25 protein-coding genes, 1 tRNA gene, 1 pseudogene and 1 riboswitch are annotated in these 25,415 nt (G+C 69.6%); of the genes and pseudogenes, 16 read left to right on the forward strand and 11 right to left on the reverse strand.

Annotated features, from left to right (window positions below):
* Positions 1 to 197: 197 nt before the first annotated feature.
* Together AB7M35_RS08905 and AB7M35_RS08910 are read right to left on the reverse strand one after the other, a co-directional pair.
* Entirely contained in the window at positions 198 to 1,298 is a 1,101-nt protein-coding gene (locus tag AB7M35_RS08905) for an alkene reductase (RefSeq protein WP_453958980.1), read from the reverse strand.
* A gap of 95 nt (positions 1,299 to 1,393) precedes the next feature.
* Entirely contained in the window at positions 1,394 to 1,984 is a 591-nt protein-coding gene (locus AB7M35_RS08910; protein WP_453958982.1) for a TetR/AcrR family transcriptional regulator, read from the reverse strand.
* A gap of 211 nt (positions 1,985 to 2,195) precedes the next feature.
* Here AB7M35_RS08910 and AB7M35_RS08915 point away from each other — a divergent pair, with 211 nt between their 5' ends.
* Together AB7M35_RS08915 and AB7M35_RS08920 are read left to right on the forward strand one after the other, a co-directional pair.
* Positions 2,196 to 3,203: an LLM class flavin-dependent oxidoreductase gene (locus tag AB7M35_RS08915; protein WP_453958984.1), complete on the forward strand. Its 1,008-nt coding sequence runs from the start codon at positions 2,196 to 2,198 to the stop codon at positions 3,201 to 3,203.
* 158 nt (positions 3,204 to 3,361) lie between these two features.
* The gene (locus AB7M35_RS08920; RefSeq protein ID WP_453958986.1) at positions 3,362 to 4,405 is read left to right on the forward strand and encodes an aldo/keto reductase; all 1,044 of its coding nucleotides are present in this window, start codon (positions 3,362 to 3,364) and stop codon (positions 4,403 to 4,405) included.
* Positions 4,406 to 4,438: 33 nt separating this feature from the next.
* On the opposite strand, the gene AB7M35_RS08925 is transcribed toward AB7M35_RS08920, so the two are convergent.
* On the reverse strand, positions 4,439 to 5,245 hold the full coding sequence (locus AB7M35_RS08925) for a DeoR/GlpR family DNA-binding transcription regulator (protein ID WP_453958988.1): 807 nt from the start codon (positions 5,243 to 5,245) through the stop codon (positions 4,439 to 4,441).
* Positions 5,246 to 5,272: 27 nt separating this feature from the next.
* Here AB7M35_RS08925 and AB7M35_RS08930 point away from each other — a divergent pair, with 27 nt between their 5' ends.
* The 6 genes from AB7M35_RS08930 to AB7M35_RS08955 all read left to right on the forward strand — a co-directional run bounded on the left by AB7M35_RS08930 (position 5,273) and on the right by AB7M35_RS08955 (position 10,299).
* Positions 5,273 to 5,947 carry a TIGR00725 family protein gene (locus tag AB7M35_RS08930; RefSeq protein ID WP_453958989.1) on the forward strand — a complete coding sequence of 225 codons (675 nt, stop codon included), beginning with the start codon at positions 5,273 to 5,275 and terminating at the stop codon, positions 5,945 to 5,947.
* A 51-nt stretch (positions 5,948 to 5,998) separates the two neighbouring features.
* Positions 5,999 to 6,778 (forward strand): ABC transporter permease, encoded by a 780-nt coding sequence (locus tag AB7M35_RS08935; RefSeq protein ID WP_453958990.1) that lies wholly within the window; start codon positions 5,999 to 6,001, stop codon positions 6,776 to 6,778.
* The gene (locus AB7M35_RS08940; protein WP_453958992.1) at positions 6,775 to 7,839 is read left to right on the forward strand and encodes an extracellular solute-binding protein; all 1,065 of its coding nucleotides are present in this window, start codon (positions 6,775 to 6,777) and stop codon (positions 7,837 to 7,839) included. Before AB7M35_RS08935 ends, AB7M35_RS08940 begins: the two co-directional genes overlap by 4 nt.
* A 34-nt stretch (positions 7,840 to 7,873) precedes the next feature.
* The gene (locus AB7M35_RS08945; protein ID WP_453958994.1) at positions 7,874 to 8,695 is read left to right on the forward strand and encodes an ABC transporter permease; all 822 of its coding nucleotides are present in this window, start codon (positions 7,874 to 7,876) and stop codon (positions 8,693 to 8,695) included.
* The gene (locus AB7M35_RS08950; RefSeq protein ID WP_453958995.1) at positions 8,692 to 9,771 is read left to right on the forward strand and encodes an ABC transporter ATP-binding protein; all 1,080 of its coding nucleotides are present in this window, start codon (positions 8,692 to 8,694) and stop codon (positions 9,769 to 9,771) included. The genes AB7M35_RS08945 and AB7M35_RS08950 overlap by 4 nt, the downstream gene beginning before the upstream one ends.
* Positions 9,772 to 9,957: 186 nt before the next feature.
* Positions 9,958 to 10,299, forward strand: coding sequence for an antibiotic biosynthesis monooxygenase family protein (locus tag AB7M35_RS08955; protein WP_453958997.1), 342 nt, complete (start codon positions 9,958 to 9,960; stop codon positions 10,297 to 10,299).
* A gap of 21 nt (positions 10,300 to 10,320) precedes the next feature.
* On the opposite strand, the gene AB7M35_RS08960 is transcribed toward AB7M35_RS08955, so the two are convergent.
* The 3 genes from AB7M35_RS08960 to AB7M35_RS08970 all read right to left on the reverse strand — a co-directional run bounded on the left by AB7M35_RS08960 (position 10,321) and on the right by AB7M35_RS08970 (position 12,759).
* The gene (locus tag AB7M35_RS08960) at positions 10,321 to 11,010 is read right to left on the reverse strand and encodes a class I SAM-dependent methyltransferase (RefSeq protein ID WP_453958998.1); all 690 of its coding nucleotides are present in this window, start codon (positions 11,008 to 11,010) and stop codon (positions 10,321 to 10,323) included.
* 50 nt (positions 11,011 to 11,060) lie between these two features.
* The gene (locus AB7M35_RS08965) at positions 11,061 to 11,762 is read right to left on the reverse strand and encodes a YbhB/YbcL family Raf kinase inhibitor-like protein (RefSeq protein WP_453959000.1); all 702 of its coding nucleotides are present in this window, start codon (positions 11,760 to 11,762) and stop codon (positions 11,061 to 11,063) included.
* A 97-nt stretch (positions 11,763 to 11,859) separates the two neighbouring features.
* Positions 11,860 to 12,759, reverse strand: a complete 900-nt coding sequence (locus AB7M35_RS08970) for a helix-turn-helix domain-containing protein (protein WP_453959002.1) — start codon at positions 12,757 to 12,759, stop codon at positions 11,860 to 11,862.
* A 259-nt stretch (positions 12,760 to 13,018) separates the two neighbouring features.
* Between AB7M35_RS08970 and rpsD the strand changes: the two genes are divergently transcribed.
* The 5 genes from rpsD to AB7M35_RS08995 all read left to right on the forward strand — a co-directional run bounded on the left by rpsD (position 13,019) and on the right by AB7M35_RS08995 (position 17,262).
* Complete coding sequence (gene rpsD, locus AB7M35_RS08975; RefSeq protein WP_453959004.1) at positions 13,019 to 13,636, forward strand: 30S ribosomal protein S4; 618 nt, start codon at positions 13,019 to 13,021, stop codon at positions 13,634 to 13,636.
* 122 nt (positions 13,637 to 13,758) lie between these two features.
* Positions 13,759 to 13,859: riboswitch (TPP riboswitch) on the forward strand.
* A gap of 95 nt (positions 13,860 to 13,954) precedes the next feature.
* Positions 13,955 to 14,704, forward strand: coding sequence for a hydroxyethylthiazole kinase (locus AB7M35_RS08980; RefSeq protein WP_453959005.1), 750 nt, complete (start codon positions 13,955 to 13,957; stop codon positions 14,702 to 14,704).
* A complete protein-coding gene (gene thiE, locus AB7M35_RS08985) occupies positions 14,697 to 15,362 on the forward strand; it encodes a thiamine phosphate synthase (RefSeq protein ID WP_453959007.1) in 666 nt (221 codons plus the stop codon). Before AB7M35_RS08980 ends, thiE begins: the two co-directional genes overlap by 8 nt.
* Positions 15,359 to 16,177: a bifunctional hydroxymethylpyrimidine kinase/phosphomethylpyrimidine kinase gene (gene thiD, locus AB7M35_RS08990; protein WP_453959008.1), complete on the forward strand. Its 819-nt coding sequence runs from the start codon at positions 15,359 to 15,361 to the stop codon at positions 16,175 to 16,177. Before thiE ends, thiD begins: the two co-directional genes overlap by 4 nt.
* Positions 16,174 to 17,262, forward strand: a complete 1,089-nt coding sequence (locus AB7M35_RS08995; protein WP_453959009.1) for a TRAP transporter substrate-binding protein — start codon at positions 16,174 to 16,176, stop codon at positions 17,260 to 17,262. The genes thiD and AB7M35_RS08995 overlap by 4 nt, the downstream gene beginning before the upstream one ends.
* 23 nt (positions 17,263 to 17,285) lie before the next feature.
* Here the strand turns inward: AB7M35_RS08995 and AB7M35_RS09000 are convergent, their stop codons facing one another.
* The 4 genes from AB7M35_RS09000 to AB7M35_RS09015 all read right to left on the reverse strand — a co-directional run bounded on the left by AB7M35_RS09000 (position 17,286) and on the right by AB7M35_RS09015 (position 20,641).
* The gene (locus AB7M35_RS09000; RefSeq protein ID WP_453959011.1) at positions 17,286 to 17,597 is read right to left on the reverse strand and encodes a hypothetical protein; all 312 of its coding nucleotides are present in this window, start codon (positions 17,595 to 17,597) and stop codon (positions 17,286 to 17,288) included.
* Positions 17,598 to 17,671: 74 nt separating this feature from the next.
* Entirely contained in the window at positions 17,672 to 18,604 is a 933-nt protein-coding gene (locus tag AB7M35_RS09005) for an SDR family oxidoreductase (protein ID WP_453959013.1), read from the reverse strand.
* Positions 18,605 to 18,744: 140 nt separating this feature from the next.
* Positions 18,745 to 19,866: a tRNA epoxyqueuosine(34) reductase QueG gene (gene queG / locus AB7M35_RS09010; protein WP_453959015.1), complete on the reverse strand. Its 1,122-nt coding sequence runs from the start codon at positions 19,864 to 19,866 to the stop codon at positions 18,745 to 18,747.
* Positions 19,867 to 19,948: 82 nt separating this feature from the next.
* Positions 19,949 to 20,641 (reverse strand): glutathione S-transferase family protein, encoded by a 693-nt coding sequence (locus AB7M35_RS09015; RefSeq protein ID WP_453959017.1) that lies wholly within the window; start codon positions 20,639 to 20,641, stop codon positions 19,949 to 19,951.
* A 267-nt stretch (positions 20,642 to 20,908) separates the two neighbouring features.
* Here AB7M35_RS09015 and AB7M35_RS09020 point away from each other — a divergent pair.
* Positions 20,909 to 21,706: pseudogene (locus AB7M35_RS09020) on the forward strand (undecaprenyl-diphosphate phosphatase); the annotation flags it as partial.
* Between the two features lie 611 nt (positions 21,707 to 22,317).
* Here AB7M35_RS09020 and AB7M35_RS09025 read toward each other — a convergent pair.
* On the reverse strand, positions 22,318 to 23,292 hold the full coding sequence (locus AB7M35_RS09025) for a complex I NDUFA9 subunit family protein (RefSeq protein ID WP_453959018.1): 975 nt from the start codon (positions 23,290 to 23,292) through the stop codon (positions 22,318 to 22,320).
* A gap of 615 nt (positions 23,293 to 23,907) precedes the next feature.
* Here AB7M35_RS09025 and AB7M35_RS09030 point away from each other — a divergent pair.
* Together AB7M35_RS09030 and AB7M35_RS09035 are read left to right on the forward strand one after the other, a co-directional pair.
* Positions 23,908 to 23,992: transfer RNA gene (locus AB7M35_RS09030), tRNA-Leu, on the forward strand.
* A 166-nt stretch (positions 23,993 to 24,158) separates the two neighbouring features.
* Positions 24,159 to 25,373, forward strand: coding sequence for a tyrosine-type recombinase/integrase (locus AB7M35_RS09035; protein ID WP_453959019.1), 1,215 nt, complete (start codon positions 24,159 to 24,161; stop codon positions 25,371 to 25,373).
* The last annotated feature ends 42 nt before the right edge of the window (positions 25,374 to 25,415 follow it).

Consider the following 25,415-nt stretch of genomic DNA (forward strand, 5'->3'; position numbering starts at 1 on the left):
ATTTCGACCGGGACTGGAATGGAGGAACGGTCCCGGCCGGGCGGACCTCGCGGAGGGGGAACGAGGCCCGTGTCTGGTCGGCCCAGGAGCCTTCTCCGACCAGGTGGAACCACCTGGTCAACAAGAAATGGCTCCGGCTTCAATCATTTGGACAATTCCGGTGCGTTCGGATCGCGTCGATCCGAACGGGACTTGCCCTAGGCGGCCTGGGTCTCGGCGAGGGCCGGATAGTCGGTGTAGCCCTTGCGGCCGCCGCCATAGAGGGTGTCGGGGTCGAGCGCGTTGAGCGGCGCGTCCTGCTCCAGCCGCTCCGCGAGGTCGGGGTTTGCGATGTAGGGCCGGCCGAAGGCGACCAGGTCGGCCTTGCCGCTTTCCACCGCGTCGATGGCCATCTGCCGGTCGTAGCCGTTGTTGGCCATGTAGACGCCGTCGAACCGCGCCCGTAGCGCCTCGATGGACAGGCCCTCGTCCAGCTCGCGCGACCCGCCGGTCTGGCCTTCCACCATGTGGAGATAGGCGAGCCCGAAGCCGTTGAGGATGTCGACGGCCCGCTCGAACAGCGGCATCGGATCGGAATCGGTCAGGTTGTTGGCGGCGGAGAACGGGCTCAGGCGGATCCCGACCCGGTCGGCGCCCCACACCTCGGTCACCGCCTCGACCACCTCGCGCATGAAGCGCGTGCGGTTCTCGATGGAACCGCCATAGGCGTCGGTGCGCCGGTTGGCGCCGTCGCGCAGGAACTGGTCGATCAGATAGCCGTTGGCGGCGTGGATCTCGACGCCATCGAAGCCGGCGTCCACGGCATTGCGCGCCGCCTTGCGGTAGTCCTCGATCACCCGCGGGATCTCCGACAGCTCCAGCGCACGCGGCTCGGAGGTTTCCACGAAGCCCTCGCCGTCGAAGGTCTTGGCCTTGGCACCGATCGCCGAGGGCGCCACCGGCGCCTGGCCGTCCGGCTGCAGCACCGTGTGGGAGATGCGGCCGACGTGCCACATCTGCAGGACGATGCGGCCGCCCCTGGCGTGGACCGCGTCGGTCACCGCCTTCCAGCCGGCCACCTGGGCGCGGCTGTAGATGCCGGGGGTCCAGGCGTAGCCCTTGCCCTCGGGGCTGATCTGGCTGGCTTCGGTCACGATCAGGCCGGCGCCGGCGCGCTGGGCATAGTACTCGACGTGAATGTCGTAGGGCGCGTCATCCTCTGCGCGGGCGCGGTTGCGCGTCAGCGGCGCCATCACGATGCGGTTCTTGAGGTCGATGGCGCCCGCCTTGAGCGGGGTGAAGAGCTTCGGGGTGGTCATGGGAGGCGGCTCCGGTTGGTCAGGTCTTGGGAGAACTCTGAATTCAGGACTGTTCAGTCCAAAAATAGGTACGAAAATGCCGGGCGGAAGGGGTCTCAGCCGGCGGGAGGCCCGAACAGCGACCGCGCCTCGTCCAGCGCCGCGGAAATCGCCTCCGGTGGCAGGCCCGACTTGCGCAGCGTCAGCGTTCCGATGGCGAGCGCTGAGAGCGCACGCGCGCGGCCCGCGGCGGCATCCGGATCCGACGGCGACAGCGCCTCGGCGAACAGCCGCTCGATGCGGTCGAGATGGCGGCGGCCGACCTCCTTCACCTCTTCGTTGTGCGGCGCGAGTTCGGCGATGCAGTTCACCAGCATGCAGCCGCGCGGCCCGCCCTTCGGATCGGCGAGCGCCGACAGCATGGCCGGAACGGCCTCGCCGCCGGGCTTGTGCGCCAGTTCGGCAAGGGCGGCGAGGGCCGCGTCCGAATAGGCGGTCAGCGCGGCCAGCAGCACCCGCTCCTTGGAGCCGAACCCGGCATAGAAGCTCGACCGGCTGAGGCCCATCGCGGCCGTCAGCTCGTCGAGGGTCGTCGCCTCGAACCCCTTGGTCCAGAAAACCTGCAACGCGGCATCGAGCGCCGCGCTCTCGTCGTAGGCGCGCGGGCGGCCGGGGCCGGTGCGGGGTCGGGTGCGGGTCGCTTCCATGACTTGACAATATGGACCGATCGGTCCGGAAATCAACGCCAAGTGCGTCACAGGGGGTCGCCGGAGGGCCGCCTCCACCCCAACTGTACGACCAAGACACCGCCCGAGCGCTCCGAGATGGCGCGGAGCAGATGACCAGACAGCCATTTCCGGGCCGCGAGACGCGATCTCCCGTCCCCGCCGATGTGCTGAGCGAACGCGTGAGGCTTCGATGATCCCCTATTCCCTGCTCGACCTGTCCCCGATTCCCGAAGGCGGAACCGCCGCCGATTCGCTGCGGAACACCATCGACCTCGCCCGCCACGCCGAACAGCTCGGCTACAACCGCTACTGGCTGGCCGAGCATCACAACATGGCCGGCATCGCCAGCGCCGCCACCGCGGTGCTGATCGGCCAGGTCGCGGCCGCGACCTCGACCATCCGCGTCGGCTCCGGCGGCGTGATGCTGCCGAACCACGCGCCGCTGATGGTGGCGGAGGCGTTCGGGACGCTGGCGACCCTGTTTCCCGACCGCATCGACCTCGGTCTTGGCCGGGCGCCGGGGACGGACATGGCGACCGCGCGGGCGCTGCGCCGCAATCTCGGCGGCGGCGACACCTTCCCCCAGGACGTCGTCGAACTGATGGACTATTTCGACGACGCCGATCCGGCGACCCGGGTGCGGGCGATCCCCGGCGTCGGCACCCACGTGCCGGTCTGGATCCTCGGCTCGAGCACCTTCGGGGCGCAGCTCGCCGCCCATCTCGGCCTGCCCTACGCGTTCGCCTCGCACTTCGCGCCGGCGGCCCTTTCCCACGCCATCGAGATCTACCGCACCACCTTCCGGCCGTCGAAACACCTGGCCCGGCCCTACTTCATGCTGGCGATCAACGTATTCGCCGGCGCCGACGACGCCGAGGGCCGCTACCTGATGTCGTCGATGCAGCAGGCCTTCGCCAACCTGCGCACCGGCAACCCTGGGCCGCTGCCCCGCCCGGTGGAGAACGTCGAGGAGAAGCTCGATCCCCGCATCATCCCGATGGTCTCGGAGGCGCTGGCCTGCAGCGCGTTCGGCGGCCCGGAGAGCGTGAAGACCCAGCTCAAGAAGCTGATCGGCCACTACGCGCCCGACGAGGTCATCCTCGCCGGCCAGATCCACGCCCACGACAAGCGGCTGCGATCGTTCGAGATCGCCGCCGAGGCGATGCGCGACCTCGATATGGCCTCCGCCGCCGAATAGCTGCCGGCCGGAGCCCCCGGTTCACCGGTCGCCGCGAGGTTCCGCGGCCCGGCGAACCGCTTTCCGCTCCGGCTTCCCCACACAGTCGACGCGCGCGCCCGGCCGACCGCGACACCGCGGCCGGGCAGCCGCCTCACCCTCAACCGATGAGTTCAGACATGCGATACAATCCGCTCGGACAGACCGGCCTCTTCGTCTCCGAACTGTGCCTCGGCACGATGACGTTCGGGGACGGCCAAGGGGCGTGGCGCGACATCGGCGCCGTCCAGCAGCCCGAGGCCGACGCCCTTCTGCGCACCGCGCTCGACGCCGGCATCAACTTCATCGACACGGCGAACGTCTATGCCAGGGGCCTGTCGGAGGAGATCACCGGCCAGGCGCTCAAGAACGTCGGCGTGCCCCGCGACGAGGTCGTGGTGGCCACCAAGGTTCTCGGTCCCATGGGCGACGGGCAGAACCAGCGCGGCGCGACGCGCTATCACATCATCGACCAGGCCAAGGCCAGCCTGAAACGACTGCAGTTCGACCACATCGACCTCTACCAGATCCATGGTTTCGACCCGCTCACCCCCATCGAGGAGACGCTGGAGGCGCTCGACATCCTCGTGCGCCACGGCCACGTCCGCTACGTCGGGGTGTCGAACTGGGCGGCGTGGCAGATCGCCAAGGCGCTCGGCATCTCCGAGCGCAAGAACCTGGCGCCGTTCCGATCCCTCCAGGCCTACTACACCGTCGCCGGCCGCGACCTGGAGCGCGAGATCGTGCCGATGCTGACGTCGGAGAAGCTGGGGCTGATGGTCTGGAGCCCGCTCGCCGGCGGGCTGCTGAGCGGCAAGTACGACCGCGACAACCAGACGGCCGGCGACGGACGCCGGGCGACCTTCGACTTCCCGCCGGTCGACCGGGACCGCGCCTTCGACGCCATCGACGCCATGCGCACCATCGCCGACGCCAAGGGCGTCAGCGTCGCGCAGATCGCGCTCGCCTGGCTGCTGCACCAGCCGGTGGTGACCAGCGTCATCGTCGGGGCCAAGCGGGTGGACCAGCTTGAGGACAATCTGGGGGCGGTGGATGTGGAGCTGTCGGCGGACGACCTTGCCGCCATCGATGCGGTCACCGCGCTGCCCGCCGAATACCCCGGCTGGATGCTGGAGCGGCAGTCCCGCTACCGGGCAGACCAGCTGGCGCAAAGCAAGCGCTGAGACGTCGGCGCGGCCGGGCCTTCTCCGCCGCGCCTACGCCAGAACGACCGCGCACTCGGCCGCCTCGAAGGCCGCCGCGAGGTCGGCGGCCGGGTGGGCGTCGGTGATCACGCCCCGGAGCTGGCGCGGCGTGCAGACCCGCCGGCCGGCGGCGCGCGCGAACTTGCTGGCGTCGGCGAGCGCCCACGCGTCGCGCGCCGCGGCGATGCCGGCGCGCTTCACCGCCACCTTCGCCGGGTCGAAATCCCAGGCGGAGCCGTCCGCGTCGAACGCGGAGACGCCGAGAAACGCGTGGTCGAGGCGCAGGTCCGCCAGCGCCGCAGTGGCGGCCGCGCCGGTGATCGCGCCGTCCGGCGTATTGACTTCGCCCGGCAGCACCTCGACCTTCACCCCCGGCGCGCCGGCCAGGATCATCGCCGCCTTCAGGCCGGCGCAGACCGCGCGGAGGTCGGACGGTCCCTTCTGGTCGAGGGTCTTCACCAGCGCTGTCGCCGCCGCCTCCACCGTCGTCCCCACGTCGAAGAACAGTGTGTCGCCGGAGCGCACCAGGGCGGCCGCCGCCCGCCCGATCAGCCCCTTGCCGGAGGTGTTGATGCCCTGCTTGGCGGTGTAGCTCGGCCGCGCGACGGCCTCGGTCAGCCCGGCGCCGCCATGGAAGCGCTTGAGCAGTCCGGCCTGGTCCATGGCGATGAGATCGCGCCGCACGGTCTGTGCCGAACAGCCGAAGCGCTGGGCGAGCCCGTCGATGGTGACGAAGCCCGCCTCGCGCAGCACGGAAAGAATCTGCTCACGCCGCTCGCCCATCGCGTCCGGATCATGTAAGATTTCGTTCATCGGCATTCTGAATTACCACACAAGAGATCGCGCATGCCACTTCTCAAGCGTAGCGGCGACGGCATTCTTTGGCGAGGAAACGAGCGCTTCGATCCCTGGGCGGCCGCCTGGGTGGCGGGTGACGCGCCGGCCGGGCTGACCACCATCGGCGCCCGCGAGGGGCTCCGCCTGGTCATGTCCGGCGCCCGCGTGCGCCGCATTCCCGTCGGCGTCATCGGCCCCCGCGAGCCCAACGGCCGCCAGAACGAGGTCGCCTACGAGGTCGGACACGCCCTCGGCACGCTCGGCGTCCAGATGGCGTGCGGCGGCAAGGGCGGCGTGATGGAAGCCGCCTGCCGGGGAAATCTCGAAGCCGGCGGACAGCCCATCGGCCTGCTTCCCGACGAGGAGTGGACCGGCGCCAACCCCTATGTCGCGATTCCCATCGCCACCGGCATCGGCGCCGCCCGCAACGCCATCCTGGCGCGCGCCTGCACCGCCCTCATCGCGGTTGGCGGCGGCTACGGCACGCTGTCGGAAATGGCCTACGGCCTGCAATGGGAGCGGCTGGTGCTGGCGCTGGAAGGCGCCCCGGACGTGCCCGGAGCCGTGACGTGCAGCGATGCCGATGCGGCCATCGACCGTCTGGTGCATCATCTTCTCTCCCTCGACGACGCCGACGTGCAGACCGACACCCAACAAGACGGACGCCTCTCGCTAACGTCATAAAACTTACAATCGCCCGCGATATGTAAGAACTCGACCACCAAGGGGGGAACGATGGCTCTCGTGACATGGGCCTATCTGGTCTATCTGGCCTTGCCGATCGCGCTGCTGGCGGTCGGCTCGTTCGGAGAGAGCTGGACGAACACGCTGCTGCCGACCGGCATGACCGGCGAGTGGTACCGGGCGGTGTTCGACGACCCGAGCTTCGCGCGCGCCTTCTGGACCAGCCTGCGGGTGACCGGGGCGACCTGCCTCGTCGCCGCCCTCCTCGGCCTGCCGCTAGCCTACGCGGCGGTGACGTCGGGCCGGAAATCGGCCTCACGGCTGGTGCGCCTCGTCATGCTGGTGCCGGTCGCCGCCCCCGAGATCACCCTCGGCTTCGGCTTCATCATCGCCTTCTCCACCGCGATGACGCCCTGGCTCGGCTCGTTCTTCCTGCTGGTGGCCGGCCACGTCCTGCTGACCCTTCCCTACCTCGTCGCCACGCTGATGAACGACATGGCGGCCCTGAAGCTCGGCGAGCTCGAGGCGGCGGCCGGCTCACTCGGCGCCGGCTTCTGGCGGCGGCTGATCGACATCGTCGTGCCGGTGTCGGCCACCAGCCTCCTCACCGGCCTCGTCACGGTGGCGGCGATCTCCATCGGCGAGTTCCAGCTGTCCAACCTGATCGCCGGCTTTCTCGACCGCACCTACCCGATCGTCCTCCTGCAGGCCTTCTACGGCGCGACGGGCTTCGCCTGCGCGGCGACGGTCATTCTCCTCGTGCTTTCGCTTCTCACCGGAACCGCCGCGGCGACGCTGTCCGCGGTCACCAACAGGGAGTCCCTCTCATGAAGATGTTCATCGCCACCGCCGCGGCGGCGGTCGCGCTCGCGACCTCCGCCCAGGCGTTTGACGGGCCGGAGCTCTATGACGGCGAGCAGACCCTCTACGACCAGGCCGCCGAAGAGGGCATGGTCGTCTCCTTCGACACCGGCCCGACCTGGGCCAACTGGGGCGCCCAGTTCAAGGCCTTCAAGGAGCGCTATCCGGAAGTCGAGATGGTCTACAACGACCTCGGCTCCGCCGCGACGGTCGTCGCCCTCGACAAGTCGCGCAACCGGCCCCAGGCCGACACCGCCTACTACTTCGCCGGCTCCGCCCTCGACGCGGTCGACAAGGACGTCGTGGCGCCGTTCCAGCCGGTCAACTTCGACAAGCTGCCGGATCCGTTCAAGGATCCGGAGGGCAAGTGGTTCACAATCCACACCCTCAACGTCGCCTTCCTGGTCAACACCAACCTGGTGAAGGACGTGCCGCAGAGCTGGGCCGACCTGCTCGACGAGAAGTACAAGGGCTCGATCGTCTATCTCGACCCCCGCTCCACGGGCCAGGGCCAGGTCGTCGTGTTCGGCGCGGCGCTCGGCAACGGCGGCTCCATGGACGACATCCAGCCGGGCATCGACTACCTCGCCAAGCTGCACAAGTCCGGCAACGTCCTGCGCACCGTCGGCACCACGCCTTACGCCCAGTTCCTCAAGGGTGAGATCCCGATCTACATCGGCTACGAGAACGACGGCCTGAAGGCCAAGTTCAAGGACGGCATGGGCGACGCGGTCGAGGTCGTGATGCCGGAGGAAGCCTCCGCCGCCGCCCCCTACGCCATCAGCATGGTCAAGGACGGCCCGAACCCGGCTGCCGCGAAGCTGTGGCTCAACTTCATCATGACCGACGAGGGTCAGGCCCGCTTCGCCGACGGCTACGTGCGTCCCTCGGTGCCGGGCGTGAAGCTGCCCGACAGCGTCGCCGACGCCATGCCCGCCGCCCCGCAGCTCCAGCCGCTGGACGTCGCCAAGGCGAAGGCCATGAAGTCGGAGATTGACGCGGCGTGGGCAAAGGCCGTGCTCGGCCAATGATCCACGCGGATACGGACGGCGCGCCGGAGGCATCATGCGCGCGTCGGTCCTGAAATGGGCGCTGGCGGTTCCCGCCGGCGCCTTTCTCGTCCTTTTCCTCGTGTGGCCGCTCGCCGGCATCGTGACGGAGGCCTTCTCCGACGGTGGCGGCGCGTTCGCGACCGTCTTCGATGATCCGGTGTTCTGGCGCGGTCTCGTCGGCAGCGCCGTGCTGGGCACGCTGGCGCCGTTCGTCTCCACCGCGGTCGGGCTCGGCGTGTCGCTGCACCTGGCACGGCTGTCGCCGGCGCGGCGGACGATGCTGCTCACCGTGATCGCGGTGCCGCTGTCGTTCTCGGGGCTGGTGGTGGCCTACGGCTTCATCCTGGTGTTCGGCCGCTCCGGCTTCGTGACGATGCTGCTCGCCGATCTCGGAGCCGATCCGGCCGTCGTCGGCGGGCTGATCTACACCCCGGCCGGGCTCGCCATCGCCTACTGCTACTACCTCATCCCGCGCGCCGTGCTGGTCATCTTCCCGGTCGTCGCCAACTTCGAGACCGAGCAGCTTCACGCCGCGCGCGCCCTCGGCGCCTCGCCGCTGCGCGCCTTCCGCGACATCCTGCTGCCCCAGGTGGCGCCCGCCTGCCTCGTCGCCTTCGCGCTCTGCGCGGCGGTAGCGCTCGGCGCCTACGGCACCGCGCTCGCCCTTTCCGGAACCCAGATCGCAATCCTCCCGATGGTCCTCTACTCCAAGATCTCCGACTCCGGCGCCGACCTGCCCGCCGCCGCCGCCATGTCCCTTGTCCTGATCGCGCTCGCCTGCACGGTCATGGGCGTCGCCGAGCTGGTGCGGCCGCGCGTGCGGAGGACGGCATGAACGGCAAGGAGCTGCGGCTGGAAGGCTGCGCCAAGACCTACGCCGACGGCACCCGCGCGCTCGCCCCGGTCGACCTGTCGATCGCCGCCGGCGAGATCGTCGTGCTGCTCGGCCCCTCGGGCTGCGGCAAGACCACGCTGCTGCGCCTCGTCGCCGGCCTCGACACCCCCGATCCAGGCGGCAAGGTGCTGCTCGACGGTGTCGACGTGACGGCGCTCCCGATCGAGAAGCGCGGCGTCGGCATGGTGTTCCAGTCCTACGCGCTGTTCCCGCACATGTCGGTCGCCGGCAACATCGGCTACGGGCTGCGCGTCCAGGGCTGGTCGCGCACCGAGCGCGCCGAGCGCGTGAAGGAGCTGCTCGCCACCGCCCGGCTGGAGGAGTTCGCCGGCCGGCGCGTCGACCAGCTCTCCGGCGGCCAGCGCCAGCGGGTGGCGCTGGCCCGGGCGCTCGCGCCGCGCTCCGGCATCATCCTGCTCGACGAGCCGCTGACCGCCCTCGACGCCGGCCTGCGCGAGGGCCTGCGCGCCGAGATCGCCGCGATGATCCGCGCCCAGGGCGCCACCGCCCTCTACGTCACCCACGACCAGGCCGAAGCGCTGACGCTGGGCGACCGGCTGGTGGTGATGGACCGCGGCCGCATCGCGCAGGTCGGTTCCCCGCGCGACGTCTACTATTCCCCCCAGAGCGACTATGTGGCCGGCTTCTTCGGTCCGGTGAACCGGCTCGACGGCACCGTCGAGCATGGCGTCTTCACCACGGCCGCCGGGACCGTGCCGGTGCCGGGCCGACCAAACGGTCCGACGACGCTCGCCTTCCGGCCGGAGGCGGCCGTCGTCGGCCACGGCGGTGGCCTGACGTTTCGGGTCACCGCGGCGCTGTTCGAGGGCGCCCGCCAGCGGCTCGACCTGGAAGGCCCGCGCGGCGAGGCGCTCGTCGCCTACGCGCCCGGCGCCCGCCCCTACGTTCCTGGCGAGGACATCGCAGTCGGCGTGGACAACGACGGGCTGCTTGCGCCGGCGGCCTCGATCGCCGATCCTGAGCACGTCGAAAAGGACCAGGGGCGGCATCGGTAAGCCCGCCCCCGCCGGCTGCCGCGCCCGTCGCGGAACCCGGCGCTCCGCCTCGCCCGCTTCGGGCGAGCCCGCGGCAAGCAACCGGCGCGCTCCGCGCCGAGGGCTTGGCGCGTGTCCGCGGTTATCTCGTCGACCTCCCGCCTGCCCTCGGCGTCTCGCGCCTCGACAGACCGAGGAGAGACATCCATGCCGATCATCCGCAGCGACACCGACATCGTCACCCAGATCAACGTCTTCACCGTGCCCGAAGGCGGCCAGGACAGGCTGATCGCCTACCTCTCAGAGGCGGCACGCGAAGCAAGCCGCGTCCCGGGCTGGCTGTCGGCCAGCCTCCACAGGAGCCGCGACGGAACGCGGGTGGTGAACTACGCCCAGAGCGCCGACCTCGATGCCGCCCGCCGCGTGATCGAGCACCTGAAGGAGCGCGGCTACCTCGACGGCAACAAGGCGTTCGCCACGGCGTCGCCCGGCCTTTACGACGTGGTCTTCACCCTCGAGGCGCCGCAAGCCCGCGTCGGCAAGGGATAGCCCCGGCGCCGGACGGCCGGGTCATGCCCGGCCGTTCAGCACCGCGAACCGCCAGCTCTTGAAGCTGCAGTCCACGTCGCGGAAGCCCGCCTCACGCATCCAGGCGAGCTGGTCCTCGACGCTGGCGCACCGGTCGAACCGCATGCGCTCGCGGGCCTTGGCGATCTCGTCCTCGGGCACGCCGGCCGCCCGAATGTCGGCGAGCCATTTGAGGCCATAGCGCTCCTCCAGCGCCGGAGTGGGGCCCAACACCTGCTCGGCGTTGACGAACAGCCCACCGGGCACCAGCGCGTTGCGCACCCGGGCGAACAGCGCCTTCTTCGCCTCGTGCTCCAGGTGATGGATCGCCAGCGCCGACATCACCACGTCCCACGGACCGCCCAGGTCGGCGGTCGCCATGTCGGCGAGGGCAAAGTCCACGCGATCGTCGCCGGAGAACCGGGCACGTGCCTCGTCCAGCATCCCCTCGGATGCGTCGAGGCAGGTGACCCGGACATCCGGCATCCGCTCCAGCAGCAGTGCGGCGAACAGCCCTGTGCCGGCGCCGAGATCCAGCACGCGGAGCGGTTGCTCCCGGCGGAGATTGCCGATGAGATCCAGCGCCGTTCCGTAGAAGCGGTCGAAGCACGGGATGAACCCGCGCCGCATGGCATCATATGCGCGGGCGTGGCGGGTGAAGATCGGGGCGGAAGGCGATGGCGACGCCGTCATGGCGCGGTTCTCCGGCTCTGCGGTGATTGGTGCCGTTTGTGGCATGTCCGTCATTGGCCGGCCACCGCCGGATTGAGGCTGTAGGTGGCCGTCGCCGAACCGCGGGCGAGCACATGGCCTTTCATGGCGGCTTCGGCATCGGCGCCGGTGAAGGCGCCGCTCAGCCCGAGCGTCGGCACGTCGAGCGCGAAGACCTCGATCCGGTAGCGGTGGGCGCGCAGATCGTTGGTCGGCGGGCACGGGCCGTCGTAGCCGCCGTAGGTCCCGGCCATGTCGGCGTTGCCAGCGAGGAAGGCGGTGAAGACGTTGGCGCCGCGCAGGCCGTGGTCGGTCCGGCCGATCGGCTTGCCGCCGGCGACGAGGCGCTCGCTCTCCACGCCGCGCGCCAGCCCGCTCTGCCAGGCCGGGATGTCGACCAGCACCCAGTGGTGGATCGTGACCCGGGGCGCGTCGGTCGCGATGGTCACGCCGGGCTTGTTGATGAGCGACAGGTCTGCCGGGACGTCCGCGTCGGTCATCAGCAGGGCGTAGGACTTCGTGCCGTCAGGCCCCGCGCCCCAGCGGACCTCGGGACTGACGTTGGTCTCGGCCGCGCCCTCCGGCGGGCAGAAGGCGGCGCTGTCGGCGAACCGGCCCGCGGCATCGACATCCCCGATGGTCACGTCCAGTGCCTCTCCGGCCGCCGCCGACGCGGCCACCAGCGCGAATGCCGCCGCCGCAATGCCCATCCTCGCCATCCGATATCCAGCCATGCTCCGTCTCCATCTCGTCGGGATCTTGCGGACGGGACGATAGGCGGGAGCGGGGCGGCGGGCGGACCCGGTCCGGTCAGGAATGCGCCGGAACCGATCAGGCGTCGGGGCGGACGCGGCGGCTGCCGCGCACGGCGGAGGGCAGGACGCCGAAGGCCTCCTGGAAATGGCGCGCGAAGTGCGAGCGCGACGTGTAGCCCGTCGCGGCGATCGCATCGGCGACGTCGGCGTCCCGCTCGGCGAGAATCACCCGCGCCGCGCGCATGCGCTCCGACAGCAGGAGGCCGCGCAGCGTCTCGCCCTCCCCCTTCAGCCGCCGGCGCAGCGTCGCTTCCGACATCGACAGCCGCCCGGCGACGAGCGCCGGCGTCCACGCGAAGTCGAGCTTGTGCCGGATCATCAGCCGCACCGCCTCGACGACCGAACGCTCCACGTACTTCGGCGCGATCGGCAGCACGCCCCGCTCGGCAAGCACCAGCAGGATCTCCATGATGCGGTGTTCCACGACCCGCCGCGACGTGCCCGCCTGTCCGGCCAGCGCCTCGCCCGCATGGACGATCGCCGAGCCGAGGGCATCGTCGAGGGCGACGGCGGTACCCGGCTCCGCCCGCGCGTCCGCCAGGCTCGGCCACAGCCGGGCCGCCTCGATCACCAGGTCGCGCGGAAAAGTCACGCACAGCGCCCGGTAGACGCCGGTGCCCTCATCCGGCACGTTCACCACGTCCACGTGCGTGCCCGCCGCGAGCGCGATGGCATCTCCCGGGCGGTAGGTCCGGCGCTCGGCGCCCCACAGCACCTCCTTGGTCCCCTCGATCACCACAACCAGCGCCGCCGCCGGCATGACGAGTTCGCCCACCGCCTCGCGGGTGCGGGTGACGAAGGCGGTCATCGGCGTATGCTGGTCCGCCTCCAGGAGATGGCGCGTGTCGATCTCCGCGAAGGGACGGAGGGCGGTGAGCAGCGCACGGCGCGGATCGCCGGATCGGTTCTGGGTCATGGCTCGGTCCGTTGGTCGCACTGGCGGCTCATGCTGGCGCCCGGTTTTCACCGGCCGATTTGACTTGGGCGCCGCTATCGCCTATCTCACGGCCCTTCGCTGGCGGCAACGCTGGCGGATTTCACGCACCCGTGGGATGTGGCGTAGCTTCGCACCGTCCCTGTCAGCCCTGACCATCTGGGCAGAGGAGGGGGCGTGTCCATCGTTCCCAAAGAACATCCGTTCTCAAGAACATCGCAACACGAAGGACACGGTTTTTATGTCGAAGCGCCATTCGCAGAAGCACAAACTCGACCGCCGCATGGGCGAAAACATCTGGGGTCGCCCGAAGAGCCCGGTCAACAAGCGCGAGTACGGCCCCGGCCAGCACGGCCAGCGCCGCCGCAGCAAGCTTTCCGACTACGGCATTCAGCTTCGCGCCAAGCAGAAGCTGAAGGGCTACTACGGCAACATTTCCGAGAAGCAGTTCCGGAAGATCTACGACGAAGCCGTCCGGCTGAAGGGCGACACCTCCGAGCGGCTGATCGGCCTGCTGGAGAGCCGCCTCGACACCATCGTCTACCGCGCCAAGTTCGTGCCGACCGTGTTCGCCGCGCGTCAGTTCGTGAACCACGGCCACGTGATGGTGAACGGCCGTAAGGTCAACATCCCGAGCTATCGCTGCAAGGTCGGCGACGTCATCGAGGTGCGCCAGCGCTCCAAGGACATGATCCTGGTGCTCGAGTCCGTCAGCCTCGCCGAGCGCGACGTGCCGGACTACATCGACACCGACCACTCCAAGATGACCGCGGTCTACAACCGCGCTCCGGGCTTCGGCGACGTGCCGTACCCGGTGAAGATGGAACCGAACCTGGTCATCGAGTTCTACTCGCGCTGATCCGCCTTTCCGGTCATCGCGACACCGTTCAGGCCGCCCTTCGGGGCGGCCTTTTCGTTTGACCCGCACGGTCTGAAGCCGCACCCCTTGCGCAACGGGACGGTGCTGGCTACATCTTGCGAACTGTCTCAAAGGGGTGCCCGGACGGGCTGAGAGGCGATCCTGCCAACCCTGCGAACCTGATCCGGGTCATGCCGGCGGAGGGATTGAGATGACGGCCTTCAAAGCCGCCTTGGGCGGCCCCCTTTTCCACCAGATCAGCCTGCCGGGCCAACGGACCCGTCGATCGCGCGTCGACGGTCGGGACGCGCGCGCGTCATGACGGGCGCCTCCGGCAGGATCGATGCCGCCGCCGTCGGCGCGGTGATCGCCCGCGTCCGCGACTGGGCGCCGCTGGTCCACTGCATCACCAACACCGTTGCCCAGAACTTCACCGCCAACGTGCTCACCGCGCTCGGCGCCGTGCCGTCGATGACCATCCACGCCGACGAGGTGGCGGCGCTGGTGGAAAGCGCCGACGCGCTGCTGGTCAACCTCGGCACGCTCGATCCCGAACGCCGCGCCGGCATCGAGGTGGCGGTCGCCGCCGCCCGCGAACACGGCAAGGCCTGGGTGCTCGATCCGGTCAAGGTGAACCGGGTGGCCACACGCCGCGCCTTCGCGCTCGGCCTCATCGAGGCCCGGCCCGCCATCGTGCGCGGCAACACCGCCGAGATGGCCGCCCTCTTCCCGCACCTCGGCAGCGACGGCATGGTCGTCGCCGTCACCGGCGCCCGCGACAGCCTGTCCGACGGCGACCGCACCATCCTGGTCGACAACGGCCATCCGCTGCTGGCGCGGATGATCGCCACCGGCTGCGCGCTGTCCGCCCTGATCGCCACCTGCCGGGCGGTGGAAACGGATTCGCTGCTGGCAGCCACCGCCGCCACCGTCGCGTGGAGTGTGGCCGCCGAGCGCGCCGCGGAAGGCAATCCCGGTCCCGGCACCTTCGCCGTCCGCCTGATCGACGAGATTGGCGAGATCGACCCCGACATCATCGAACGATACGCAAGGATCAGCCGTGGTTGACGTCCGCGTCTACGTGATTCTCGACCCCGAACACGCCGAAGGCCGGCCGCTCGCCGAGCTTGCGCGCCTGGCCGTCGACGGCGGGGCGACGCTGCTCCAGTACCGCGACAAGACCGCCGAGACCGGCGAACTCGTCGCCACAGCCCGCGCCATCCTGTCGGCGATCGAAGGCAGCGGCGTGCCGCTCCTCATCAACGACCGCATCGACGTGGCGCTCGCCGCCGGCGCCGACGGCGTCCACATCGGCCAGACCGACATGGCCCCCGACGACGCCCGCCGCCTCCTCGGCCCGGATCCGGTCGTCGGCCTCACCGTGCGGTCCATGGCGGAGGCCGAGGCCGTTCCCGTCAAGCTCGTCGACTACGTCGGCATCGGCGGCGTGTTCGCCACCTCCAGCAAGCAGAACCGTAACGCCCCCATCGGCCTCGACGGCCTGGCGGAGATCTGCGCCTTCCTCGACGCCCGCGCGCCCGACCTCGGCCGCGTCGCCATCGCCGGCATCACCGCCGACACGGCGGCCTCGGTGATCGCCGCCGGCGCCGAGGGCGTCGCCGTGATCTCCGCCGTCTCGAAGGCCGCGGATCCGGCCGCCGCCGCCGGGGACCTCCGCCATATCGTCGACACCGCCCTCACCTCAGGGAAGACCGCCACTTCATGAGCACTCCGATTGCGCTGACCATCGCCGGCACCGATCCCACAGGCGGCGCCGGCATCCAGGCCGACCTCAAGACCTTTGCCGCCCTCGGCGTGTTCGGCGCCTCGGCGATGACCGCGCTCGTCGCCCAGAACACCCAGGGCGTGCGCGCCATCCACGACGTGCCGCCCGCCTTCATCCGCCAGCAGATCGATGCCGTGTTCGACGATCTCACCGTCCACGCCACCAAGATCGGCATGCTGTCGAAGCCGGTGGTGATCCGCACCGTGGCCGATGCCCTCGATGCCCATGGCGCCCGCAACGTCGTGCTCGACCCGGTGATGATCGCCGCCTCCGGCGACCCGCTCCTGGACGATGCCGCGGTGGCGGAGGTGCGCGACGTGCTGCTGCCGCGCGCCCTGGTCATCACCCCGAACCTCCCCGAGGCGGCGCGGCTGCTGGAGGGCGAAGCCGCCACCACCCGCGACGAGATGGCCGCCCAGGCCCAGCGCCTGCTGGCGTTCGGGCCCGAGGCCGTGCTGCTGAAGGGCGGCCACGGGACGGGCAAGGAGTCGGCCGACATCCTGGTCACCCGCGATGCCGCGCCGCGGTGGTTCGTCGCCCCGCGCATCGACACCAGGAACACCCACGGCACCGGCTGCACGCTGTCGTCGGCCATCGCCGCGGGTCTCGCGAAGGGGATGCCGCTTGCCGACGCCGTCGAGGCCGCCAAGGTCTACCTCACGGCGGCGCTGGCTGCGGCCGACACGCTGACGATCGGCAAGGGGCACGGCCCCGTGCACCATTTCCACGCATTCTGGCAGGGAGGATCGACATGACGGATCCGACACCAAAGCTCAGCCGCCGCGCCTTGATCAGGGGCGCCGTCGCCGCCGGCGGCACCGCGGCACTCGCCCGGCCGGCCATCGCCGGCGACACGCAGCGCCTGCGCATGGTCACCTCGTGGCCGAAGAACCTGCCAGGGCCGGGCGTGTCCGCCGAGCGGGTCGCCGAAGCCATCGGCCGGCTCTCGGGCGGGCGTCTGACGGTGGAGATCTTCGCCGCGGGCGAGCTCGTGCCGGCGCTGGAGACCTTCGACGCCGTCCAGAACGGCACCGCCGACATGGCCCACACGGCCGCGATCTACTGGTCCGGCAAGATGCCGTCGGCGCCGCTGTTCACCACCGCACCGTTCGGGCTGACGCCGCGCGAGCACATGACCTGGATCGACGCCGCTGGCGGCCAGGCGCTGTGGGACGAACTCTATGCCGACTTCGGCGTCAAGCCGTTCATGGCCGGCAACACCGAGTTCAACATGGCCGGCTGGTTCAACCGGCCGATGGAGTCCAAAGAGGATCTGGTGGGGCTGAAGGTCCGCATTGTCGGCCTCGGCGCGGAAATCCTGCGCCAGCTCGGCGCAACGCCGGTGTCGATGCCCACGTCGGAGGTGTTCGGAGCGCTGCAGTCCGGGCTCGTCGACGGCGCCGAGCTGCTCGGCCCCTACAGCGACAGTTCGCTGGGGATGCAGAAGGTCGCGAAGTACTACTACGGCCCGGGCTTCAACAAGCCGAACGGCACCGGGGAAGTGATCGTCCGCAAGGCGGTATACGACGCGCTGCCGACCGACCTCCAGGCCGTCGTGGCGGCCGCCTGCGCCGAGGAGCACGCCCGCGCGCTGTCCGAGGCCGGCTGGCGCAACGCGGAGAGCCTGAAGGCCCTCAGGGCCGGCGGCACCGACGTCCGCCTCGTGCCGGCGGATATCCTGGCGGCGGCCGAGCCGATCGCCGCGGCGATCTACGATTCCATCGCGGCCAAGGATCCCATGTCGGAACGGATCGTGCAGTCCTATCGCGACACCCGCGCGACCATGGGCGGCTGGGGCACCTACTCGATCGAATCTTACCTGCGCGCCCGCATGGGCTGACCTCCAGGCGGCATCCCGACCGGTCAGCGGTTGTTCAGGTCCCGCTGGTAGGTCGGCTGCATCTGGTTCTGCTGCATGTTCTGGATCGTCTGGCGCTGCTCCAGGCCCTGGATGTTGGCCCGGTTGTTGATCTGGTTCTGGGTGTTGCGCAGGCTCTGGTTCAGCTGGTTGGTCGATCCCTGCAGGTTCTGCCGGGAGTTTTCCTGCTGGTTCTGCAGCCGCTGCTGGGTGCTCTGCGCCTCGGCCGGCGCGCTCACGCCGGTCATCGTGGCCGCCAGCAGCGCGGCGGCGGCCATGCCAGCGACCAGGCGCCTGCGTCTCGTGTTGCCCGTCATCGCGCGGTCCCTCGTCTCTTCTTGAGAGCATGTCTCTTCTTGGGAGAATGTCTCATCCCCGGGAGAGGGACGGCTCAGCCGCGCCACCGGCCAGACTCCCACAGCTCCCGCAACCCTTCCTGATAGGTAGGGTATTGGAGCTGGACGCCAAGCTCGTCATGAAGCCGCAGGTTCGAGACGGTCTTCACGTCTCCGTAGAAGGTGCGCGCCATCGGCGACAGGTTCGCTTCCTCGAAGGGGACTTCCGGAGGCGGCTCGACGCCCATCAGCCGGGCGGCGAACTCCACCACCTCCTGCGGCGGGCACGGCTTGTCGTCGACGACGTTGTAGATGCGCGACGCCGGCCGCTCCATCACCCGCTCGATGGTCAGCGCGATGTCGTCGACGTGGATGCGGTTGAAGATCTGGCCCGGCTTGATGATGCGCTTGGCCGTGCCTTCGGCGAGCTGCTTCAGCTGGTTGCGGCGGGGGCCGTAGATGCCGGCGAGCCGCAGCAGCGACACCGGCACGTGGGTGCGGTTGCCGAACGCCGACCAGGCGGTCTCGGCGGCCAGCCGCCACACCGCACGGTCGGTGGTCGGCAGGCAGGCGGTGCGCTCGTCTACCTTGCCGCCCTCATGGTTGCCGTAGACGCCGATGGTCGACAGGTAGCCCACCCACTTGAGGTTTTCGGCCTTCTCCAGGTCGCGTTCGTGGTGCCAGAGGAAGGCGTCGCCCTGCTCGTTCGGCGCGGCCGACACGACCACGTGCGTGGCATGGCGGATCGCGTCGGCGAGCGCCGGCGATGCCTTCGTGCCGTCGAACAGGATCGTGCGGATGCCGCGCCGGTGCAGCGAGTCTGCCTTTTCCGGGTCGCGCGTCGTGCCGGTGACGTCGATCCGTCGCGTGTCTAGGCGCTCGACAAGGGCGCTGGCGCTGTAGCCGAACCCCAGACAGACCAGTCGGATCGTGGACCCCTCGCCGGTGGCGTGGGGATCGGAGCTGGGCTCGTTGGTGGTGGTCAGCACGCACGGCCTCCCATTGTGTTCAGTGGATCGGACTGGTGGCCCAGGGAGGCGCGGCGAAAGCGGAACCCCGCTCACCACCCCTGTGATGCCCCTGGGGTCTGGTATCGATGGTCACCGGTCCGGATCGCTCCGGACCGGGGTCATGGCGATCGGGGCGCATGCGTTGCGCCGATCCCGGTCGCCGTATCGTATGGCAGAAGTTCGCCGAGCGCCCAACCCGCCGCCTCCCGGACCACGGGATCGGGGTCGGAGATCAGCGGCTCGACCGCGTCCGCAAGCTCCGGCCGGCCCGAATTGCCGATCGCTACCAGCACGTTGCGCACGAACCGGTTGCGGCCGATGCGCTTGATGGGCGATCCGGAGAACCGCGCGCGAAACGCCGCATCGTCGAGGCCCGCGAGCTCGCGCAGCGGCGGATCGACCAGATCGTCGCGCGCCGCGAGCTTGGCTTCCTGCGTCGCAGTCGCGAACTTGTTCCACGGGCAGACGGCGAGGCAGTCGTCGCAGCCGTAGATCCGGTTGCCCATCGCCTTGCGGAACTCATGCGGGATCGGGCCGTGGTGCTCGATGGTGAGATAGGAGATGCAGCGCCCGGCATCGAGCTGGTAGGGCGCGGGAAAGGCGTCCGTCGGGCACACGTCGAGGCAACGCCGGCACGACCCGCAGTGGTCCGTCTCGGCGGCGTCCGGAGCGAGATCGAGGGTGGTGAAGAGCGCCCCCAGGAACAGCCAGGAGCCGTGCTCACGCGACACCAGATTGGTGTGCTTGCCCTGCCAGCCGAGCCCGGCCAGCGCCGCCAGCGGCTTCTCCATCACCGGCGCGGTGTCGACGAACACCTTCACGTCGCCGCCCGCCCGCGCCACCAGCTGGCTGGCCAGCGTCTTCAGCCGGCCCTTGATCAGGTCGTGATAGTCCCGGTGGCGCGCATAGACCGAAATCGCCGCGCGGTCGCGGCAGGCGAGCACCTCAAGGGGATCGAGGTCCGGCCCGTAGTTCAGCGCCACCATCACGATCGACCGGGCATCGGGCCACAGCGCGTTGGGGTGGCGGCGCCACTCCGCCTTGTCGGCGAGCCAGTCCATGCCGGCATGGCGCCCGCTGGCGAGAAAGGTCGACAGCCGTTCGCCGAGTTCGCCGGGCACCGCATCCGACCTCAGGACGCCGGCCGCGTCGAACCCGAGGTCAGCGGCCCGCGCCTTGACGAACGCCGACAGCCGCGCCTGCGGCGCGGGCCGTTCGTCCGTCTGAAGGTCCTGGGCCATGTCCCTCCGAACCGTCGCGGTCGCAGGTGTCGTGTGTCCGCTCACCTTCGTCCGGGTCTGGGCGACGCGCAACGGCGCGGCGTCAGAAGTCGAGGTCCGCGTAGTGCAGCGACGGCCGCACGCCCCGCGCACTTTCCGAGAGGATCGGCCGGAACGACGGGCGCGACTTCATGCGCGCGTACCAGGCCCGCGCCGCGGCGTCTTCCTGCCAGGGCACCTCGCCCAGATAGTCGATCGCTGACAGCGCCGCCGCCGCCGCGAGGTCGGCGAAGGTGATGGTGTCGCCGGCCAGCCAGTCGCGCGTTGACACCAGATAGCCGAGATAGCGCAGATGGTTTTTCATGTTCGCCCGCGCCGCGCGCAGTGACGCGGAGTCCGGCGCGCCGCCGCCCGCCGCCGGCGGCATCTCCATCTTGTAGATGCGCTCGCCGACGAACGGCCCCGACACCTCGTCGTGGAACTTCGACAGGAACCACTCCGTCAGCCGCCGCACCTCGGCGCGCGCATCGGGATTGTCGGGCATCAGGCGGCGCTTGCCGGCGGCATAGCCGCGGGTGTCCTCCAGATACTCCATGACGACGCTCGCCCCGCACAGCGGCGGCCCGTCGTTCTCGATGACGACCGGCACCTCGCCCGACGGATTGAGCCGCAGAAACGCCTCGCGCGGCTGCCAGATCTGCTCCGCCACGAGATCGAATCGCGTCTCGTACTCGCTGAGCGCGAGGCGAACGAAACGGCAGGACGGGGAAAAGGGATGATGATAGACCGTGAACATCTCGCGCGTCGCGCCTGGGAAGGGGAACTTGGATTTACCGGCAGTCCCAAGTGCGGAAAAGCGGTGGAGGAAAACCGTTCGAATCTAATAGGTTAACAGTCAGTTTAAACGACCGGGCGGGTCACTCGCCGCCGCCGCGCACGCGGACCCAACACCTCAGTCATGGCGAGGATTGGGCATGCGGGCCGGAAGGCGTGCATGGTGTGATCTTTAGCCCGGTTTTTTCGCTTTTGACCATGATCAGACAGACTAGGCAGCGGAGCTCCCATGGAGGCAGATACCATCGTCAGCGCCGTGATCCTCGGATTCGTCGAGGGGCTCACGGAGTTCATACCTGTCTCCTCGACCGGCCACATCCTGCTCCTCGGCCACTTCCTCGGCTTCCAGAGCACCGGCAAGACCTTCGAAGTGCTGATCCAGCTGGGCGCGATCCTGGCAATCCTCTGGGTCTACTTCAGCCGGTTGTGGCACATGGTGGTGGCGTTTCCAACGGATCCGAAGGCCCGAAGGTTCCTCATCGGCATCGTCGTCGCCTTTCTTCCCGCGGCGGTCGCCGGCGTGCTGCTGCACGGCTTCATCAAGGCGGTGCTGTTCGAATCGCCGGCCCTCATCTGCACCATGCTGATCGTCGGCGGCGTCCTGCTCTTGCTTCTGGACCGGATGCCGCTCAGGCCGCGCTACACCGACGCCTATTCCTACCCGCTCTGGCTGGCCCTCACCATCGGCTGCTTCCAGACGCTCGCCCTGGTGCCGGGCGTCTCGCGCTCCGGCGCCACCATCGGCGGCGCGCTGCTGTTCGGAACCGACAAGCGCTCGGCGGCGGAGTTCTCCTTCTTCCTGGCGCTGCCGACCATGGCCGGCGCCTTCGCCTACGACCTCTACAAGAACCGCGACGCCCTCTCGATGGACGACGCGCTGGTGATCGCCATCGGCTTCGTCGCCGCCTTCATTGCCGCGGTGATCGTCGTGCGCTCGCTGCTGAACTTCGTCTCGCGCCACGGCTTCGCGCCGTTCGCCTACTGGCGGATCGCGGTGGGCATCGTCGGGCTGATCGCCCTGTTCCTCACCTCGCCGGCGACCGCCACCCGTCCGGCGCTGCCGCCGCGTGACGCCGGCCCGCTGCCGGAATCCACCTCGCTGGCCGCCCCGCCGAGCGCCGGGCCGATCATCGTGCCGGCGCCGCAGAACGCCAGCGAGGGCGCCATGCGCGCCATCGTGCCCACCCCCACCGAGGCCGGCAACGGCAACAGCAGCGAAACCGGCGAGACCGACAACAGCGCAGGCAGCGTCGCCGAGGACGGGGTCCCGCGGTTCAACGAAAGCGCCTTCGACCAGCGGTTCCGCGAACCGCCGCAGATCGAGCTTAAGCCGCCGGCCCCTAACACCGCGCCAGCGCCGCAGCCGCAGGCGACCACAGCCACGCTGCCGCCGTTGCCGAAGACCAACCCGCCGCTGCCGCCCCGCAAGCCCTGACGGGGGTCCTGGAGCGCCTACGCGGCCAGCCAATGCCGGCGCGCCAGCGCCACGGCGGACACGGCCCACCGACGGGCGGCCGCGAACGAGCCCGCCGCATGGCGGTCTGCGCGTCCCGCAACACGCTATCTCAAGGGGAATCAGTCCGGGAGCACTGCCCATCGGCCGGATCTGAGCGATCCGGACGGAAAGGGCTCCAGGCTCTACGAGTGCTGCTGGCGGCTGAACTCGCCGGTCGGGCGGAAGCGCCACAGGTAGGTGGGCAGCACGGACGCCAGCGTGTCCGGCACGATGCCCAGGCCCGCGAAGGTCCGGCCGTTCGCCTCCGCCGCCGCCGACACCACGTTGTCGGACTTCAGCAGCTTCACCTGGTCGGTGGTGAGCGGCGGCTTCGGCAGCACGCTCATCAGCTTCGCCTGCAGCGTCGCCAGCCCGAACGGGATCGCCACGATCGGCTTCGTCGGCCGGTCGATCTCGTCCAGCATGATCTGCATCAGCTCGCGGAACGTCTTCACCTGCGGGCCGCCCAGCTCGTACACCGCGCCGGGGCGGGCCTTGCCCTCGACGGCGCAGGCGATCGCCTCGGCCACGTCGCCGACGAACGCCGGCTGGAACCGCGTGTCGGCGCCCACCACCGGAACCACCGGCGACAGCCGGGCGATCTCGGCGAAGCGGTTGAAGAATTCGTCCTCCGGCCCGAACAGGATCGACGGACGCATGATCACCGAGGCCGGCAGCGTCTCCAGCACCGCGGCCTCGCCCTCGGCCTTCGAGCGGGCGTATGAGGACTCCGATTCCGCGTCCGCCCCGATGGCCGAGATCTGCACGATCCGGTCGAGCCCGTGCTCGCGCGCCGAATCGGCGATCTGCGCGGCGCCGTAGGACTGGACGGCGGCGAAGGACTGGCGGCCGGAGGCGGCGAGGATGCCGACGAGGTTCACCACCGCGTCGGCGCCGTGCACCGCGGCGTCGACCGATTCGCGGTAGCGCACGTTCGCCTGCACCGGCTTGATCTGGCCGACCGAACCGAGCGGCTGCAGGAAACCGGCGAGATCCGGGCGGCGCACGGCGACGCGGATGCGCCAGCCGCGCTGCGCCAGCTGGCGGACCACATAGCGGCCAAGGAAACCGGCCCCGCCGAAGACCGTCACCAGCTTGTCGCCACGGATCTCGTTCATCGTTCCCATCTCCTCGCGCCGGTCGCGGCCGCTGCCCGCATCGCTTCGCTTTCGGCCCCTTCTCTAGAGCTTTTCCGGACGCGTTGGAACCAGTCTGCGAGCGGCATTTTCACAGGACCGGGTCGCAGCAGGCCGTGCCGGAAGCGCTCCACCGCGATCTCCCTGCTGGGTCCCGCGACGAGCCCGCACCGGACCATCCCTCTTGTCCGCCCCGGCCGATGCGGCTGACGGGACAATTGGTGCACGCGCCTTGAAAGACCAGCCGCTTGGCCCGCCCCCCTCGGCCCAACTGTCCGGTCCCGCGCCTCGCTCGGACTGCCGCCGCGTCCGGGCTCCCGCCCCGCCCCGGCAATGGCCTCGACCGAACAGCCCACACGGCGCGGTGACCGCACACCGTATCCCGAGCCACCCAGATCCGGCCGAGGTTCCGGAGCGCCCCGCTCCCGGCGCCGCGACCGCTCCCCTCCGCCAGTCCGGTGGCGAACCGCACGCCTCTCCCCTGCCCTGTCGGCCCCATCGCGACGAGATCCGTGGGTAAATCCGCCCGACCCGAAACAAGCCGCGTCAGACTGATTGACATCGCCCGGCCGGCGCCGTAGGTGGAGGGCCGCACCAGCCCAGGTGGCGGAATTGGTAGACGCGCACGGTTCAGGTCCGTGTGCCGCAAGGCGTGGAGGTTCGAGTCCTCTCCTGGGCACCATCGCGGCTTCTAGTGAAGCTTCAAAAGCTCCGAAAATCCACGGAAACGCTAGAACCTCCCGGCCAACAAGGTCCGGGACGGTCCGGGGGTACCCGTTGGCAGCCGGCCGATGTGGGGGTATGTTCGGGGGTATCGACGCGATACCCCCGGCGGATGCCCTCTCCCAATGCCCCTGACCGATACGGCCATCCGAAACGCCAAGCCGCAAGATCGGCCTTACAAGCTTGCGGACGGTGGCGGCCTTTACCTTTTAGTCAATCCGACGGGGTCACGGCTCTGGCGGCTAAAATTCCGCATTGAGCGGCGTGAAAAGCTCCTTTCTATCGGCGCCTATCCCGACGTATCGCTGGCGCGGGCGCGCGAGCGCCGGGATGAGGCACGAAAAGCCCTCGCCGAGGGCCTGGACCCCTCCGCACTCAAGAGGCACGCGCAACAGGCCGCCAAGGCGGCACCGGTAAATACCTTTCGTGCAGTCGCCGAGGAGCACCTTGGAAAGCTCACACGCGAAGGGCTTGCCGATATCACGCTGGGAAAGCGGCGCTGGCTCCTGGACTTCGCATACCCCCACTTCGGCGACCGAGATATCGCGACCGTGAGTTCTGCCGACGTGTTGGCAGCACTTCGGCAAGTGGAGGCAAGAGGGCATCATGAGACGGCACGGCGGCTTCGTTCCGTCACCGGCTCCGTTTTCCGGTACGCCATCGCCACCGCCCGGATCGAGAACGACCCGACGATTGCCCTTCGGGGCGCCCTGACCACTCCAAAAGTGCGCCACCGACCGGCTGTCACCTCATCGACGGAACTGGGCATCTTGCTGCGGGCAATTGACGGTTACGGTGGCCAGCCGGCGACAACAGCCGCATTGCGCCTTTTGCCGATCCTTTTTCCCCGTCCTGGAGAGTTGCGCGCTGCGCGGTGGCCGGAATTCGACTTTGAAAAGGCGGTATGGTCCATCCCGGCCGAGCGGATGAAGATGCGCCGCCCTCACCGGATACCATTGCCACCGCAGGCAATCGTCATATTGCGCGAACTCCAAGCCGTCACAGGAGCTAACGCATTCGCCTTCCCGTGCATCGGAGCGGCGAAGAAGCCTATCAGCGAGAACACGCTGAACGGAGCGCTGCGCCGCCTTGGCTTTGGACCAGACGTCGCTACGGCACACGGCTTCCGTGCCACGGCCTCTACGCTCCTCAACGAAAGCGGATTGTGGAACCCCGACGCGATCGAACGCCAGTTAGGGCACACCGAAAATAACGAAGTTCGTCGAGCCTATCTGCGCGGCGAACATTGGGACGAACGCGTGAAGATGATGGCGTGGTGGGCAGACCACCTTGACACGCTACGCGTTGGTGGCGCCGTTCCGCAGTTGGCCAACGCATAGCTGCGATGACCGATCATCGGTCATCTTCAGACGGCATTGGAA

The sequence above is a fragment of the Amorphus suaedae genome (assembly GCF_053629675.1).